General features: G+C 68.0%; 11 protein-coding genes and 1 pseudogene. 6 read left to right on the top strand and 6 right to left on the bottom strand.

All coding sequences use genetic code 11. The features are described from left to right. Window positions 1-573: 573 nt before the first annotated feature. The 3 genes from OOJ91_RS08730 to OOJ91_RS08720 all read left to right on the top strand — a co-directional run bounded on the left by OOJ91_RS08730 (window position 574) and on the right by OOJ91_RS08720 (window position 4,154). Window positions 574-1,854: a sensor histidine kinase gene (locus OOJ91_RS08730; protein WP_266244133.1), complete on the top strand. Its 1,281-nt coding sequence runs from the start codon at window positions 574-576 to the stop codon at window positions 1,852-1,854. Then, window positions 1,851-2,501: a response regulator gene (locus OOJ91_RS08725; protein WP_266244132.1), complete on the top strand. Its 651-nt coding sequence runs from the start codon at window positions 1,851-1,853 to the stop codon at window positions 2,499-2,501. The genes OOJ91_RS08730 and OOJ91_RS08725 overlap by 4 nt, the downstream gene beginning before the upstream one ends. A 177-nt stretch (window positions 2,502-2,678) precedes the next feature. Next, complete coding sequence (locus tag OOJ91_RS08720; protein WP_266244131.1) at window positions 2,679-4,154, top strand: ArnT family glycosyltransferase; 1,476 nt, start codon at window positions 2,679-2,681, stop codon at window positions 4,152-4,154. A gap of 115 nt (window positions 4,155-4,269) precedes the next feature. Here the strand turns inward: OOJ91_RS08720 and OOJ91_RS08715 are convergent, their stop codons facing one another. The 4 genes from OOJ91_RS08715 to OOJ91_RS08700 all read right to left on the bottom strand — a co-directional run bounded on the left by OOJ91_RS08715 (window position 4,270) and on the right by OOJ91_RS08700 (window position 7,912). After that, window positions 4,270-4,980 carry a DUF998 domain-containing protein gene (locus tag OOJ91_RS08715; RefSeq protein ID WP_266244130.1) on the bottom strand — a complete coding sequence of 237 codons (711 nt, stop codon included), beginning with the start codon at window positions 4,978-4,980 and terminating at the stop codon, window positions 4,270-4,272. Between the two features lie 150 nt (window positions 4,981-5,130). After that, the gene (locus tag OOJ91_RS08710; RefSeq protein WP_266244129.1) at window positions 5,131-6,399 is read right to left on the bottom strand and encodes a low temperature requirement protein A; all 1,269 of its coding nucleotides are present in this window, start codon (window positions 6,397-6,399) and stop codon (window positions 5,131-5,133) included. 99 nt (window positions 6,400-6,498) lie between these two features. Next, window positions 6,499-7,083, bottom strand: coding sequence for a TetR/AcrR family transcriptional regulator (locus OOJ91_RS08705; protein ID WP_266244128.1), 585 nt, complete (start codon window positions 7,081-7,083; stop codon window positions 6,499-6,501). Continuing rightward, entirely contained in the window at window positions 7,076-7,912 is an 837-nt protein-coding gene (locus tag OOJ91_RS08700; RefSeq protein WP_266244127.1) for an alpha/beta fold hydrolase, read from the bottom strand. The genes OOJ91_RS08705 and OOJ91_RS08700 overlap by 8 nt, the downstream gene beginning before the upstream one ends. Before the next feature lie 403 nt (window positions 7,913-8,315). Here OOJ91_RS08700 and OOJ91_RS08695 point away from each other — a divergent pair. Next, a pseudogene (locus tag OOJ91_RS08695) lies at window positions 8,316-8,414 on the top strand (IS5/IS1182 family transposase); the annotation flags it as partial. Between the two features lie 90 nt (window positions 8,415-8,504). On the opposite strand, the gene OOJ91_RS08690 reads toward OOJ91_RS08695, so the two are convergent. After that, window positions 8,505-11,390 carry a glycosyl hydrolase family 95 catalytic domain-containing protein gene (locus tag OOJ91_RS08690; RefSeq protein ID WP_266244126.1) on the bottom strand — a complete coding sequence of 962 codons (2,886 nt, stop codon included), beginning with the start codon at window positions 11,388-11,390 and terminating at the stop codon, window positions 8,505-8,507. 144 nt (window positions 11,391-11,534) lie between these two features. Beyond that, the gene (locus OOJ91_RS08685; RefSeq protein WP_266244125.1) at window positions 11,535-14,234 is read right to left on the bottom strand and encodes an RICIN domain-containing protein; all 2,700 of its coding nucleotides are present in this window, start codon (window positions 14,232-14,234) and stop codon (window positions 11,535-11,537) included. 301 nt (window positions 14,235-14,535) lie between these two features. Between OOJ91_RS08685 and OOJ91_RS08680 the strand changes: the two genes are divergently transcribed. Both OOJ91_RS08680 and OOJ91_RS08675 read left to right on the top strand, forming a co-directional pair. Further along, on the top strand, window positions 14,536-14,820 hold the full coding sequence (locus OOJ91_RS08680; RefSeq protein WP_266244124.1) for a RidA family protein: 285 nt from the start codon (window positions 14,536-14,538) through the stop codon (window positions 14,818-14,820). A gap of 505 nt (window positions 14,821-15,325) precedes the next feature. Beyond that, a complete protein-coding gene (locus OOJ91_RS08675; RefSeq protein ID WP_266244123.1) occupies window positions 15,326-15,817 on the top strand; it encodes a cupin domain-containing protein in 492 nt (163 codons plus the stop codon). The last annotated feature ends 236 nt before the right edge of the window (window positions 15,818-16,053 follow it).

The raw sequence follows: 16,053 nt of genomic DNA, 5'->3' as shown, positions 1-16,053 counted from the left end.
GCAATCCTTAGGTGACTCGGATTAATCCTAGGAGCCCTAGGATAACAGGCGGAATGAGGTTCGGCACCGAGGGGCGGCAACCGGTGCGGCAGTCCTGCCGCGCACCGTGCGCCGCAGCGCCTCCCCGCGCGGGGCGGCGAGCCCGGCGGGCCTGGCCGGAGGCGCCGGAGCTGGGCGACCACAGGCACGCCAGCCCAGTCGCTCGGCGTCGGCGTCACCGATTGGTGGAGTTGCTCCTCCATCTGGTTGAGCGGCCGACTCCACCGCCCGCTCAAGAGATCGGACGATCCGCGCGGGCGCCGGCATTGCGACTCTGATGGTCCTGCCCCTGGGGCCTGTTCATAAGGGCGGGCCCGCCGCAGGCCGGCCAGTTCTTGTGAAACAGGCCCTAGCACTCGATCGAGGTGGAGAAACGTGCACTCGGCCGCTCGGCGGAGTCGATCTGGCCGCGTGCGCCGGCCAGGTGCAAGAAGACAGAGCGCGAAAGGCTCTTCGCGCTTCCTCTGGTCACGTTGCTCGCGTGGCCGGTCGCCGTCACGGCGGCTAGATTGGTCCGCCGGAAGTAGGTGTGCGATGCAGAGTTGGCAGGTCAGGGGTCCGGCGGGCTGGGAACAGTGGTCCCGGCCCATGGTCACCGTGGTCCCGTACGCGCTGCTCGCCGTCATGGCCGCTCTGACAGTCGTCTTCGAGCACGACCAGCCGGGCTCTCTCGCCATCGACCTCGTGTTGTGCGTGGGGGCGGGGGGATGGAGCCTGGCATTCTTCACGCTGCACCCGGCGTGGCGCGACCGGATCGGCCCGATGAGCGTCTTCCTCGCCGGCCTGATCTTGTTCGGGCTGATCATGGTCCTGCGCAACCCGTGGTTCGGCTTCTACACCCCGGCGCTGTACTTCTACGCCTACCGGATCATCGGATGGCCGCGTGAGCTGTACTTCATCGCTGGCGTCGCCGTGGTCGCCGGTACCGCGCAGGCGGCCGGGGTGGATGTCGGCTCGTGGCTCGGCGGGCTCGAGTACCTGGCGATCCTGGCGGTCAACATCGTGCCGATGTGTCTGGTGGCGTGGATCGGCGAGGTCGCCTCTCGGGACTATGCCTCCCGCGAGGCGGCGCTGCGCGAGGCCCGGGAGGCCAGGGAGCGGCTGGAGGCGGCGCTGGCCGAGAATGCGGCGCTGCAGGAGGAACTGGTCGAGCAGGCCCGCACGTCCGGTGTGCTGGACGAGCGGTCTCGGATGGCCCGGGAGATTCACGACACCCTTGCGCAGGGCCTGACCGGCATCGTCACCCAGCTGCAAGCAGCCGAGGCTGCCGCCGACGACCCGGCGGGGTGGCGCCGGCACCACGAGGCGGCGACCGCGCTGGCCCGGGAGAGCCTGACCGAGGCGCGGCGCTCGGTGAACGAGCTGCGCCCGGAGCCGCTGGAAGCCGGCCGGCTGGCCGACGCGATCACCGAGGTCGCGGCGCGGTGGTCAGCCAGGCACGACGTGCCGGCCCAGGTCACCGTCACCGGTCAGACCCGTGCGATGCGCCCGCAAGCCGAGGTCGCCCTGCTTCGCACGGCACAGGAGGCGCTGGCCAACGTCGCCAAGCACGCCCCCACCGCCACCCGGGTCGGTCTCACTCTTTCGTACATGGACCAGGAGACCGCCCTCGACATCCGCGACGACGGTCCCGGTTTCGACGTCCACGGTTTCGACCTTGACCGTCCGAGCCGCAACGGCCAGGGCTTCGGGTTGGTCGCGATGCGCCAGCGGATCGAGGCGCTGGCCGGCACGCTGCAGATCGAATCGGAGGCGGGCGGCGGCACCGGAATCTCGGCCTGCCTGCACGCCGAGTCGCCGGAGGTGCGCTCGTGAACGACCCGATCAAGCTCCTCATCGCCGATGACCACCCGGTGGTGCGGGACGGGCTGAGCGCCATGCTCGCCCGCGACCCCGACTTCATCGTGCTCGGCGAGGCGGCGGACGGGGCCGAGGCGGTCCGGCTGGCCGAGGTGCTCGAGCCGGACGTGATCCTGATGGACCTGCGGATGGCCGGCATGGACGGGGTGACCGCGATCGGCGAACTGACCCGGCGCGGTGTTCCGGCGCGGGTGCTGGTGCTGACCACCTACGACACGGACAGCCACGTGCTGCCGGCGATCGAGGCGGGTGCCACCGGCTATCTGCTCAAGGACGCGCCGCGGGACGAGTTGCTGCGCGCCGTACGCTCGGCAGCCCGTGGCGAAGTCGCGCTCTCGCCGTCGGTGGCCGCCCGCCTGATGAGCCGGCTGCGCGCCCCGACCCCGACGATCGGCCAGCTCAGTCAGCGCGAGATCGAGGTGCTGCGCCTGGTCGCGGCCGGCCACACGAATCGGGGGGCGGCCTCCCGGCTGTTCATCACCGAGGCCACTGTCAAAACGCACCTGATCAACATCTACGCGAAGCTCGACGTCAACGACCGTGCGGCCGCGGTCGCGGAAGGCTACAACCGCGGTCTGCTCGGTGCACCCGAGCGCCCGTGACCCATCCAGACGAGCGCAATTCCCGAGTACGGCGTGCCTGACCCTCGTGGTCTCGGCCATCTCCTGCGCCGGTGCTGCCTGCTCGTCACGAACCACCACGAAGTGTGAGGGCATATGAGCACGCGCCATCGGACGCGGATCGGGGCCGGTCACGGTGATCGGGGTACGCCACCGACAATGGGTCGGGATCCTTCCGACGACCGGCTCCCGACGCTGGTCTGGGTCATCGCCGCCGCGTTTGTCGCCATCGAGTTGGCGTTCAGCGCCGGCTACGGTTTCCAGCAGGACGAGCTCTACTTCATCCAAGCCGGCCGCCATCTCGCCTTCGGCTACGTCGATCAGCCGCCGCTGGCCCCACTCCTGACTCGGCTGGCCACGATGATCGGCGGCACGCATCCGACCGCCGTACGCACGCTGCCGGCGCTGGAAGGTGGCGCGATCATCGTGCTGGCCGCCCGCCAGGCGGTGATCTTCGGCGCCGGGCGCGTCGGTCGGGTCCTGGCCGCACTCTGCATGGCTGGCGCGCCGGTGCTGCTGGGCGCGGTCCACATCGGCAACACCACGCCCCCGGCGCTGTTGGCCTGGACGCTTGTGGTGCTGTGCGTGAGCACCGCGATCGCACGGGACCGGCCCCGGTGGTGGCTCGGTGCGGGCCTCGCCGCCGGCCTCGGCCTGCAAACCAACAATCTGGTCGCGCTGCTGTTGCTGGCGCTCGCGGTCGGCCTGCTCGCCACCCGCCGCTTCGACATCCTGCGCACGCGCTGGCCGTGGCTTGCCGCCGCCATCGCCGCGATCATCTGGGCGCCGAACGTGGTGTGGCAGGCGACGCATGGCTGGCCGCAACTGACGATGGCGGCGTCGCTACACCGGGCGAACACGTCCCTGGCCGACTACCAGGCAGGGTTGCCGGCGCAACTCGTCTACGGCGGCCTCTTCACCGCCCCCGTGCTGATCGCCGGCGTCGTGCGGTTGTGGCGCACGACGGAGGAGCGCTACCTGGCGGTCACGGTCACCCTGGTAGTTGTCTACGTGCTGGCCTGGACGCCGGGAAAACCGTACTACACCTCAGGTCTGCTGCCGGCCGTACTCGCCGCGGGGGCGGTGGCGACCGAGCGCTGGTTCGCCCGGGGCCGACGTCCGGTGGGACGGCGTGCCCTCGTGGTCGGCGCCATCCTGGTGGCTACCGTCGTGTCGCTGCCCTCGGTGCTTCCGGTCTGGCCGGTGCGTGACCTGTCCGCGCACCCCACCAGCAGCGACTTGGCCGACATGGTCGGGTGGCCGCAACTCGCCGGCTTCGTCGCGGCCGAAAACACCGCGCTGGCCTCTTCGGGCACACCGCCGACGTCGATCTTCACCGACAACTACGCCGAAGCGGCGACGCTCGACGTCCTCGGCCCGCCCGGGCTACCGCCGGTGCTGTCGGGACACAACGCCTACGGCATGTGGGGACCAGGGTCGGCGTCCGACACCACGGTGCTCGCGGTGGATGCCGCCGACCAACTCCGCCCGTACTTCGCGCAGTGCCTGACGGTGGGCACGTTCGTCACACCGTACGATGTGGACAACGACTTCAACCATCTCGACCTGAGCCTCTGCACAGGACCGATGACCGACTGGGTCGGGCTGTGGCCCCACCTGAGGCACGACGAATAGCGTGCATTGCCGCGCTGAGCACTTGCTTCACACCCGCCTGCCAGGCGTCTCCTGAACGTCGAAGCTGTCTGTTCACGGATGGCCCTGCCGGAGTGCGAAATGCGGAGCTGGCGGGTCAGTCGCTTGTGGATACCGCCCTTGTGGATGCACTGGTCGCCGCGACGCGGGGTGCGCGAGAGCCGGCCCGGCTGCGGAGGAGTGCGATGGCGACGGCGAGTTGCCAGATGACGATGGTGTAGACGGAGCCGCGTTCGATCGCACCCGAGGGCAGACCGGCACCGAAGGTGAGGAAGAGAGCGACGACGGAGACCAGGCCGAATGCTCCGACGACGACGCTGATGAGGCCGATCAGCCGAGTCTCGGGAGACTTCCGCCAGTGGATGCCCAGGACGAGGGCAAGCACGTTCCCACCGAAGATCGCCAGCGTTGCTCCGGTGAAGTGCAGGGGAAGCGTGCCGTTCTGCTGCGCCTGCAGGGAACCGTGGAAGGTTCCGACAAGGATGTAGCCGATCATGGTCACGAGCCCCGTCACGGCGGTGAAGGTACGGGACCGCCCGCTGAACGTCCGCGACAGCAGCACCGTGGCGATCCCGAAGAGGAGGCCCTGAACGATGAATCCGGTGTTCATGACGACGTGCAGTGGCGAGTCGAGTTCGCGGCCTTGGAACACCCCGGCCGTCGCGGATCCGAGGTCGCTGATCCAGTTGTCGGCGTAGCTGTAGCTGGGCGATGACCACGCTGCGGCCGTGACCGCCTCGGCGGCGAGATAGATCGCCGGGCCCAGCAGGAAGGTGGCAGCGGCGAGGGGGCGGAGCGTGTTCACCATGTTCTCCATTTCGGTTCCGGAGGGGAGGGGTGTGGTCGGAGGGCGAGTCACGGCGGCTTCAGAGTTGGCGGATGCCGCGGGTGAACCCGTGCGCCCAGGAGGTGTCAAGCTCGTACAGCCCCGCCTGGTCGGCTCGTTCAGTGGAAGGGTTCATGAAATTCCTGCGCGGTCGGGCGCTTCATCGGTGGCAGCGGCCTGGATTGGTGTCAGTCGTCGTTCGAACCAGAGGTGGGCGAGGACTATCAGGGCCAGGCAGACCACCAGCGTCCGGCCACTGGCGGCGGTGGCGAGCAGGCCAAGCAGCAGTGGGGCAGCGATACCTGTGGTGACTCGTGAGATCGTCCTCGGCAGGTCGGAACTGCGGCTGGCGACGCCGGTGACCACGCCGAGGGTGAAGTAGGCCGCAACGGCGCCGCACAGCAGCCAGCGATCTTGCTCGGGCAGTGGGTCGGCACCGTGCCCGACCACCAGGGAGAGCGGTACGGCGATGGTGGCGACGACGCCGGTGACCAGGCAGTGCAGGCCCAGGGCGGCGCGGGTGGGGATCCGGCCGGCGCGCAGGTGCGGCAGGCCGGCGTATCCGAAGACGACGGACAAGCCGAACATGCCGGCCAGCAGAACGAAGGACGCGACTGCGGTGGCCAGCAGGCCGACGTCGTACCGCGCCTCACCTGCGGCGGCGACGATCTGCACCACCGATTCGCCGAGCACGATGATGACGAAGAGTCCCAGCCGCTCGGAGAGGTGGGCCGGATCGACCGATACCCCGTGGATGACCGGTCCCGTTCCGCCGGGACGGACTCCTGATCGTGGCCGACGCCGAGTCTTTTCTGGCGCGGTGAGGTACGACTGGACGCGCTGGAGGAGCCTGCTGCCGGACAGGACCAGGATCAGCAGCAGGTCGAGGCCGACTCCTGCGGCCCAGAGCGCGAGCTTCAAGTGTTCGTCGACCCAGAGCGACGCGAACCAGGGCAGCAGGCCCGCCGAGTACTGCACCACCGGGAAGTCCAGCAACACCGCGCCGCGTTGCCACGACTTGGACCCGTAGACGCGGGTGGCGATGTATGCGATCGCGAAGACATTGAGCGGACGGATGTCGGTGCCGTGCCCGAGCACGGTGTGCGCCACGCCTGGCACGGACGCGGCCATGACCCCGAGGCCGAACATGCCGACCATCAGCCGCAGTACGTGGGTCCGGCCGGCAGCGACGTTGCCGTACAGCATGAACGTCGTCCAGGACAGCCACAGAGCCAGGAACAGCAGTGCGTAGAGACCGAGTGCTGCGGCGTCCAGTTCAGACCCGAGCACGTGTGCCAGGGCGGCCACGCCGGCCACCGCCACGAGGTCGAAGAAGAGCTCGGCCCAGCTCGCGTGCCGCTCGATCCTGGTGTCCTTTGGCTCTTCGTCGATGTTCACCATGAGTGGCCGCCGGGTGGTGGTGTCGCGGTGATCGTGGGTGCGCGGGTGATGCTGATGTCGGTCCTCCGCGATGATGTGGTCGGGTTCGTCGACGATCCGTCAGCGGGCGAGGGTGCTGCTGGTGGCGGCACGCAGGCCGTGGTCGAGAAAGTGGATCATCCAGGTGAAGCTGTCGTCGACGGGCGCGTCGATCTGGAACCCGCCAGCTGCTTCCAGGGTCGAGAACCCGTGCAGGACGCTGCGGAGTATCCGCAGGGCGTGAATCTCCTGAACGGAATCCAGTCGGTAGCCGCGCAGCATGGCCGCCCAGGAGGCGACTACCCGATCGAGGGCGGGAACGAGCGGGTCGTCGGGTCCGGTCGGGCGTGCGGCATTGCCGGCCGCGTACCGTCCCGGGTGTTTCTGCACGTACATCCGCATCGCCTGCGCGCCGGCGGCGAGGGCATCGCTGCCGGCCCGGCCCTGGATGGCGTCGCGAATGGCGTCAGCGAACTCGGCCATGGCCATGACAGCTATCCGGTGTGCCAGATCGGCCTGGCTGGTGACGTGTTTGTAGAGCGCGGGGGTCTTGACTCCGAGCCGTTCGGCGAGCAGGCCCATGCTGAGGTTCTCGAAGCCGATCTCATCGATCAGGGCGGCGCCGGCCGCGGTGACCGACTGCGGAGTGAGCCGGGCCCTAGGCATTCGCCAGCGTCTTGTCGAGGAAGGGCCGGGCCAGCGCGAGGACCTGATCCGGCGTCTGCACGTGTGCGTAGTGACCGGCACCCTCGATGACGACGAGCTCACCGATGCCACTGGGCAGGTCAGCGACGATCTTCTCGCCCTCGGCGCGGGGGTCGGCCCAGTCCGGGTCGAGGCTGCCCTCGATGACCAGGACCGGGCAGGTGACGTTGGCCAGCTGCGCGCCGGCATCGCTCGGGCTGGTCTTGCACATGGCCTGCAGGACCTTCATCCGGCCGGGCTCCGTCAGCTTCGACTCGATACGCGCCAGTTCGGCGTCCCAGTCGGCGGGCTTGACCGGGTACGCCACATCGAGGTACTTCTTCCAGCTCGCCAGACTTCCTCGGACCATGACCTGCGCCATCTGGCCGTAGCCGCTGCGGAAGCGCTTCACACGCATCAACCCGCCGAGATCGAAGGTTTGTGCGCGAGTGAACGGCGCCAGCTCGATGACGCCGCTGATCAGTTCGGGTGCGGTGGCCGCGGCGATGGTCGCCGCACCGCCACTGATCGACTGGCCGATGATCACGGCGGGGCCGCCGAGGTGACGCACGACGGCGATGAGGTCGCCCGCGATGTCGGTGCGGCTGTAGCCGTCCCAGCCGAGGCTGGAGTCGCCGCAGCCGCGGAGGTCGACGTTTGCCACCCGGTACCCGGCGGCGGCCAGGGCCGGAGCGAGGAAACGGTAGGAGTGCCGACTGTCGCCGATACCGTGCGCCAGGACCACGAGCGGACCCCGCCCGGACACCTCATAGGCGAGGTTGTTACCGGCGATGCTCAGGTACTCGGTCATGACGACCTCCACGGAATTGGTTAACGGAACTAGCGGTAGGTTAATGACGTTAACTAGCGGCGTCAAGCTTCGCTCGCCAAGGCACCGAGGACGGCGTCGAGTAGGCCAGGAAACCTGACATCCAGGTCGTCGCGCCACAGCGAGTGCCTCCCGGGGCGGGCGAACAGCCCGCCTTGGCTGCCCGGCATGTCGATGTGCAGGTGAGCGGTATACCTCAGCGGTATGAATATGACTCTGAGGTATACCGCTTACGCCCGCATCCACCCCGACGGAGGTGACCGACTGTCACCTCCGGCCGCCGGCTGCGCCCACCGCCGAGGCCAGGGTTAGGAATTACTCGTCTGGGGCGTGTCCCGTCGATCATGGAAGCTGACCGCACCCCCGGATAGCTGAGGTTCAGGATGACGAGGCCATCGGCCGGTCCCGTGGCGGGTTGAGCACGAAGATCCACCTCGCGGTTGTTGGTCGTGGCCGACAGTTGTCGATCCTGCTCACCCCCGGCCTTCGACAAGCAGGTCTACCGCGAACGCAACGTCGTGGAACGCTGCTGCAACCGTCGTAACGAACAAGTGGTGTCGGGACTGACGCTGGCTCAGGCGTCAACGATCTGCCATTCCTGGCTGATCTCGCCACTGACTGTTTGCTGGACCGCCCTGGCGCCGTCCGCGGTGGAGCCGCCTTCGATCCCGACACACCAGCCATTGCTCACGTTGACGAACCGGTAGTACCCGCTTGTCGTCGCCGGGACGAGATTCCACCACTGGTTACGTCCGCCGTTGTCGGCCCATTGAACGAGCCCCGCGCCCTGGCCCGAGCCACCTGGACTGTCCAGGACCTTTCCGCTTTTGACACCGGCCAGCCGGAATGAGCCGTCGCTGTTGGCCAGCAGCCGCCACTGCTGGTTGGACGCGCCAGTCCATGGCCACTGGATGACAGCTGCCCCGTCCGTGGTGGAGCCGCCGTTGACGTCAAGCACCTTTGCGCTGCGCCGGTTGACGAGTCGAACGATGCCTCCGGCGGCCGGCAGACCTACGACAACCTGTATCTGTTGCCCGGCCGTCATCGAGATCACCCGGGCATGCGGGCCGAGCGGCGAGGAAGCGACCGTCGCGGAGGTGGTGATGGATGCCATCCCGCGCCGGCTGATGAGGGTGATCGCCTGGGTGATCGTCGAGGTGAGTGCCACGGTTACCGAGCGACCGGGCAGATCCCAGGAGAGGCTGTGGATGCGTACCTGGTTGCGTCCACGGACCCCGGTGATACTGCCCTTGGCGAGTTGGCCGGGCACGGCGGGCAGCAGCTCGATGACGCCGGGCCTGGTGTACACGAGCGCTTCGCTGAGCACGGCCGGCAGTGTGTTGGCCGCGTCGGCGTTGTAGGTCTCCAGGTTCGGGTTGTGTGCTGTCATCAGCGACCGGAAGATCATGTTGTTGCCGATGATCTTCCGGAGGTTGCTGTAGACGCCGGCGCCGTCCTTGAGTCGAGCGGAGGCGAGGGCTCGATGCAGGCTGCCGTGCGCGGAGGTGTTCTCGTCACCGCGTAGCGCCAGGGCCCTGAGCGCGGCGGTGACCAGACCGGGTGCCTCCTCGGGATTGATCTCGTGCAGGGGCCACGCGCCGTACAGGTGATGGACGTGCCGATGGTTGTAGCGATCAGTGAGGCCCGGCCAGGACCATTCGGCGAGGGCGCCGCTGCCGTTGATCGTGTAAGGCGGGAGCTTCGCCAGCAGGGCCGTCCAGCGTGCGACACCCTGGCCGGCGCCCTGTTCGACACCGAGCGCGTTGGCGGCCTCGACGGCCGCCCGCAGGGCGTGTCTGCCGGCCTGGACGTCGCCGGTGGCGTTGATCGCCAACAGGACGTTCGTGCTGGCCGGCGAGTTCTCCATCGAGAACGACGGCACGAACACCACACGGCCGGCCGAATCGGTGCGGGTCAGGAAGTCCTCGTAGAACAGCGCCAGCTCCATCAGCGCCGGTCCCAGCTTCTCAGCCAGAAACGTCCGGTCCCCGGTGACCTGGTAATACTCCAGCAGCGGATAGAGCAACCAGTCCGCGCCGCCGGTCCAGCACTGACCGGGGAAGCCGGAGTCGAAGTGCAGCATGTACCCGTACTCGCCGTCCGTTCGCGAGGGGGCCAGGAAGCCGCGGGCGCCGTACAGGTTGCGAGCGTTTGTGCGCCAGTGAGCGAGCTGGCCGAGGATCAGATTGAAGTAGCCCTGCATGCCATCGGTGAGGTCGAGAATGTTGCCGCCGGCGACCTGGAGGTTGATGTTGGCATCGGTGGTGAAGTCGTCGGCCCAGGCGCCATTCCAGGTGCCGGCCCAGATTCCGGTCAACCGCGGCGGCAGTACGCCGCTGGAGCTGATGAACAGGTAACGGCCGCTGTCGTAGAGCCGTTCCAGCAGGGCCACATCGATGGTGTTGCGGTTGGCGTTCTGCCGGGCGATCAGCTCGGTGGTCGACAGCTGCCGGTCGGCGGCGGAGACGTTCAGGTCCAGGCGGGAGCGGTCGTACATCGCCGAGTGCAGAGTGACGTGCCGGGTCCGCAGGTCGGCATAGTCGGCGCGCACCGCGGCCAGCGCCGCGTGCAGCGGTTTGCTGTCCCAGGCCGTGGATGACTCGTACCTGTCGAGTTTGGTCAGCAGGAGGAGCTTGGTTGCCGCGGTGACGACGATGGTCGACCCGTTCGCGGCTACCGTGCCGCCGGTGGCGACGACCCGGGTGACGCCCTCGAAGCCGAACGCGCCCTGCCCGGACGGGTAGGTGCCTCGCAGGTTCAGGTAGCCGGCGCCGTCGATGACGCTCGCCTGGGTGGCGAAGCGGACCGAGCCGGGAACGCCGGCGAGGGAGGTGTTGGCGCTCAGCGTCGCGTCGATCGATCGGCCGGAGGCCGGGGTCAGTTCGTGTACGACGACGTTGTCGGCTCGGGAGGCGAAGGCGCGGCGAGTCCAGGTGCCGTTGCTGTCGGTCCAGGTGGAGGTGACCTCCCCGGTCCGGAAGTCGGTGCTGCGGGCGTATCCGTTGGCCGTGGTCATGCCGGGCGTGCTGATCTGCAACTCGAAGCCGGGGTGGTAGGTCTGGGTCCAGCGCAGGCTCCATCCGGCCGCGAAGTCCGTGTTGGCCCCGCCGTAGTTCCCGGCCAGCGCCTTGTCTCGCACGCCGGCCAGCCGCCCGGAGATTACCGGCGGGGTCACGCCCCGGCTGCCGTTGGGCAGCACGAAGCGGTGGTGATTGAAGATCACCTTCTCGAGGGTCGGCGTTCCGTACAGGACCGCGCCGTACTCGCCGTTGCCGATGAGGAACCCGTCCGTCCAGGTTGTCGCCGCGGTCGCGTCGTAGATCCCGCGCTCGGGCAGCGTGACCTGAGGCGCAACGGCGGCGGCCCGTCCGGCGCCCACAGCCGGGATCAGGGCGGTCGAGCCGGCGGTCAGCGCGGCGGTGGCGAGGAGGCGCCTACGGCTCAGGGGCTGGTCTGTCATCCGAAGTCCCTTGTCGATGGTGAGGCTGATGGGTTGGGGCGGATCGTGGCCTACTCGGGTGCGGAGAACCACGCCCGAGTGGGCACCACGATGAGCGTCGGCAGGCCACCTGTGGTCGGACTTGTCAACCACCTCCGGCGCTGGTCAGGAGGCTACGAACTGCCACTGCTGGTTGGTCCCGCCGTTGGCGGTCCATTGCACGACCTGGGCCCCGTCGCTTGTCGAGGCGGCGTAGACGTCGGCTGCCAGTCCGCTGCCGCGGGCGACGATTGTGTAGTAGCCGTCACCTGTGGGTCGTAGGTACCACGACTGGTTGGTGCCGCCGTTTGCCGACCACTGCTGTAGTTGCAGGCCCTGCGTGGTGCTGCCGGCGTTGACGTCGAGCATCTTTCCGGAGGCGGTGTAGCGCAGGGTGTAGGCGTCCTGGGTGGTGCTGATCGTCCAGGTGGGGGTGCCGCTCTGCTGGATCGCTTTGGCGCCGTCGGCGGTGGAGTTACCGGCGATGGCGAGGGGCTTGCCGCTGTTGCGGTTGACGATGCGGTAGGTGCCTGCTGCGGGTCCGGTTGCGCCGCTTCCACTGAGGTTGAGGTATTCGACGGAGTCGGTGAAGACGGTGCTGCCGGACTTGGCGGTCGACAGTTGCAGGTAGACGCGGCTTCCGGTGGCGGGCGCGGTGAAGGACACCGGTTGGGTGACCCGCGTGCCGAGCGGAACGGTCAGGGTGCTGCTGCCGGACGCGACGACCGCGCCGGTCGGGCTGTCCAGGCGGGCGGTCCAGGTGAAGCCCACCGAGGTGTTGGTGAAGTCGTCGTTGAACACGGTGACGTTCCGGGTCACCGTGGTGTTGCGGGCGTAGCTGGGCACCGCCGACGGCAGCGGGAAGCTGCCGTTCGAGTCCGAATTACCGGAGGCGGACCAGTACGGGAGGTCGACCGCGGCCACCGGGTTGAACGCCGCCTGCACCCGCTGGATCTGCGCGTTGCTCCACGGGTCGCTCAGATTGTCCACGCCGTAGATCGGGTGACCGCCCTCCTCCGGGGTGAAGTCGGTGGACCGCACGCCCGGCACCACGCTGGCCCAGGCGGACAACAACGTGTACGGACGCAGGTCGCTGGCGTCCTTGCCGCGCTTGGCAGCGGTTGCGGTGGCGAACCAGGTGAAGCCCTGTCTGGTGCTGCAGGCAGGCCAGATGTACTCGCCCTCGCCGTCCGGACGCCCGGAATTGCGATTCAGGGCCTCGCCGTACCGGCCGACGCCGTCCAGGTAGTGCGCGAAGATGGCGAAGTTGGAGTAGGTCATGGCCGGGTACCGGCTGGCCGCGTCCGCGCCGGGGGCGGCGTCGATGCTGATCGGCCGGGTGCCGTCGTTGCCGTTCATCGCCGCGTACAGGTCCTGTTCGAACTGTTGCGAGTCGTTGTTGTTGAAGCTGGGCTCGTTGATCTGGCTCCAGCGGATGACTGCCGGATGGTTGCGGTCGCGCAGGGTCAGCGCACGAGCGTGGGCCACCATGTTGTCGCGTCCGGACACGAAGTCCTGGGCACCACTGCGGATGGCGGTCTCGTCGATGACCATCAGGCCCATCTCGTCGGCCACATCGAGCATGTACGGGCTGACCGGCTCCATGTGCATGCGTACCACGTTGTAGTGGAGGCGCTGGTAGTTGTCCACCGCCTGCGGCCAGCCGCCGTTGCCGGACGACGGCGGCAGGAAGCCGGGCAGGGTGTCGTACGCGTCGCCCTTCCCGCCGTAGTTGACCCGGTCGTAGTCGGCGCCCTGCAGGCTGTCGCCACGGAAGTTCACCCGCACGCCGTTGAGGTAGTAGTACTCGCCGTTCTGCGTGCTCTCCCGGAACCCGAAGCGGTACGTGGCGTCACTGGTGCGGCCGTCGTCGACTGTGGCGTGGATCGCCAGGCGATGCAGTTGGGCCCGGTATCCGGACCGGTACGGCACATTGGGCCACCAGTACGAGGTGGTGCCGAGGTCCCACGCCACGGGGCCCACGGTGACCTTCGCCGTCGAATGGGCCGCCACCGTCACGGTTTGCTGGGGAAGCTGCGGGTAGCTGAAGGAGCCCGTGCCGTCGGACGTGATCGACCCGCTCAGGGTGACCGTTCTGGTCGCGGCCGAGGAGTTCGTCACCGACACGTCGTAGCTGAGGGTGCGGTTCGCCACCGAGGTACTGACGAACGCGTCGCTGACATACACCGCGGGGTACACCCGCAGGGACGCGGACCGGTAGATGCCCTGCGGTATCGCCTCGGACCAGTCGGCCGCCACGGGGACCAGGTACTTGCCGCCTGACGACTTCAACGCGCCGCGGCCCTTCACCTGCACGCTTATCGTGTGGGTGGTGCCCGGCGCCGCGTAGCCACTGATGTCGAAGTTCGACGGGGTGAACGCAGTCGTCTGGGTGGCGACCACGCGGCCGTCGACGGAGAGTGTCGCCTGGTGGTTGACGGCGCCGAACTCGATCCAGGTCGACTGCGGCTGTCCCGAGTCCGGCACGGTGATGCTGCGCGAGTACACCGCCTCGGTCACGTCGGTGAAGCCCTGCTTGTACCAACCGCCACCGGGCACCGCGATCGTGGTCGCCGCCCGGCCCGCAGGCGTGAAGGTCCACGTCCCGGCCAGGTCGACCGAGGCGATCGCGGCGTTACCGGCTGCCACACCGTCAAGTCCGGCGGCCGCGACACTCTGCGTCGCGACCGGCGCGGCCAGGGTCGGTCCGGGGGTCGCCAGGGTCAGGCCGCCAAGCGTCAGGGTCAGGCCGAGCGCCACGCTCGCGGCCAGCCCTCTGGCCGGCACCGTCAATCGGCCGCCCCAGCGGACGTTCGTACGATGCACGGTAACCTCCTGCGACTCGTCCGAGAGCCTCACAACTCCAGGTCAAGGCCCCGTTTCTGACGGTCGTCGAATCGATTCGACGGTCCGCCGTCATCGTCGACCACCCGGGCGGGTGAACACGGTCGACATGTAGATGTGATTAACCGGCAACATGGGCACCGAGTCAAGGATTTGGACCCATCTATCTTTTGCCGACGCCTGAAATTCCATCAATCTCTACAAAAGCCGCAGCAAAGGTAGGACGAAAGGGTCGTCGGCACGCCGCTGCGCAGACGGGCGACCGTCGCCCCGAGCGCCGGCGATGCGAGAAGCCGGTCCACATCAGGCCCGCCTCGTCTTCGCCGCCATCGAGAGTCTGCTGGCGTCACAGGGCGCCAACCCCGCCGACCTGATCAAACCAACGACATTTATCGTCGGTCGTGACACTCTCGACGAGTTCAACACGGTCCGGAATGAGATCTACGCCGGGTGGTTTCCCGAAGGTGAATTCCCAGGCAACACTCTCGTCCTCGTGGCAGGGCTTGCGGCCGAATCTTTACTTGTCGAAATCGAAGGAAGCTTCGTCTGCCCTCAATCCGGTAGATGATTCACAAGCGAATTCAAGTCTTGTCGTCGGCCTGGTCGTCCATCCGGGCCTGCGGCGAATACAGGCTGCCGATCGATCAACGCATGGCCCTTGTCCGCACGGCGGGCCAGGCCATGAACATATCGCTGCGGTTGTTCACCATCGATATCTTCGTTCAGTTGACCCGGCGCGTCCCGGCAGCGGCAACGCGCGGCCGAGACTCCGCTTCGCCGAGGAAGAGTTTGTTCACAAACCGCAACTAACGTCGAGCTGTGCGGCTTGAGTCAAGATCGCCAGCGGTCGACGAGACCGTGCGCTGGATCCTCGGACCCGGGCCGGACGCCGAGGACGCCTGCCAGGACGGGGGCCATCACGGCGCTGGGCCGGATCGGCGAACTATATGGATCGCCGCCACAAATGTGGGCCGGGTGGTCGTTTCGCGCCGTCCCGAGTCTCGGGGAATGGTCCGTTGACAGCGGCGATCTCCACTGCCTCGTCACAACATCCAAGCAAGGGGGGAACAACGATGGTTACGAACGCCGACTGGGGTCCTGACGGCTGGGCTGTCGCACCTGGGGAGGGAGAGCTGATTCAGCTCAACGGTCCGCATCGGCCGGAGATCCTGGTGCGGGGCGCCGAGGTCGGAGAGGCCCTCGGTGCATTCCTGTTCCACCACGACGTGATCACCGAGAACCCTCCCCATGCCCACCACGACTTCATGAAGGTCATGTTCGTCCTGGAGGGGGAGTACCAGTTCCGGGTGGGCGATGCCGAGTTCTGCGGGGGGCCCGGCACGACGGTTGTCGTTCCCCGTGGGGCCTACCACACGTTCGTCACGCAGACCGGCGGGAAGGTGCTGTTCATCAGCGCGCCGGCTGGTAACGAAAAGCTCTTCGAGGAGCTCGGCCGGGTCGGCCCCAACCCGACCGAGGAGCAACTCGCCGAGATCGACAAGCGCATGAACACGACCCAGCTTCCGGGAACGGAAGGACGCCCCTGGCGCGGTCTCGTGCGTTGAGCGCAGCCGTAGCCCGAGCCCGATCCGGACGTGCGGTACAGCGGCTCGTCGTCTGAAGCGTCCCGACGGGCCGGCTGGTCTCCCGGATGATGCGCAGGGCCTCCCGGGTAAGCGCGGTGGCGACACCGCGCTTACGGGAACCCGCGTCGGTTCGGATGCAGTAGAGCGCAGGGCGGTGGCGAGCAGTCGCCCACGGCTCACCTGTGGGTCCGTCATCCGACGTCCCCGTAGGCCGC

The organism is Micromonospora lupini, assembly GCF_026342015.1.
Lineage (GTDB): Bacteria > Actinomycetota > Actinomycetes > Mycobacteriales > Micromonosporaceae > Micromonospora > Micromonospora lupini_B.
This window is presented reverse-complemented; position numbering and strand designations above follow the sequence as displayed.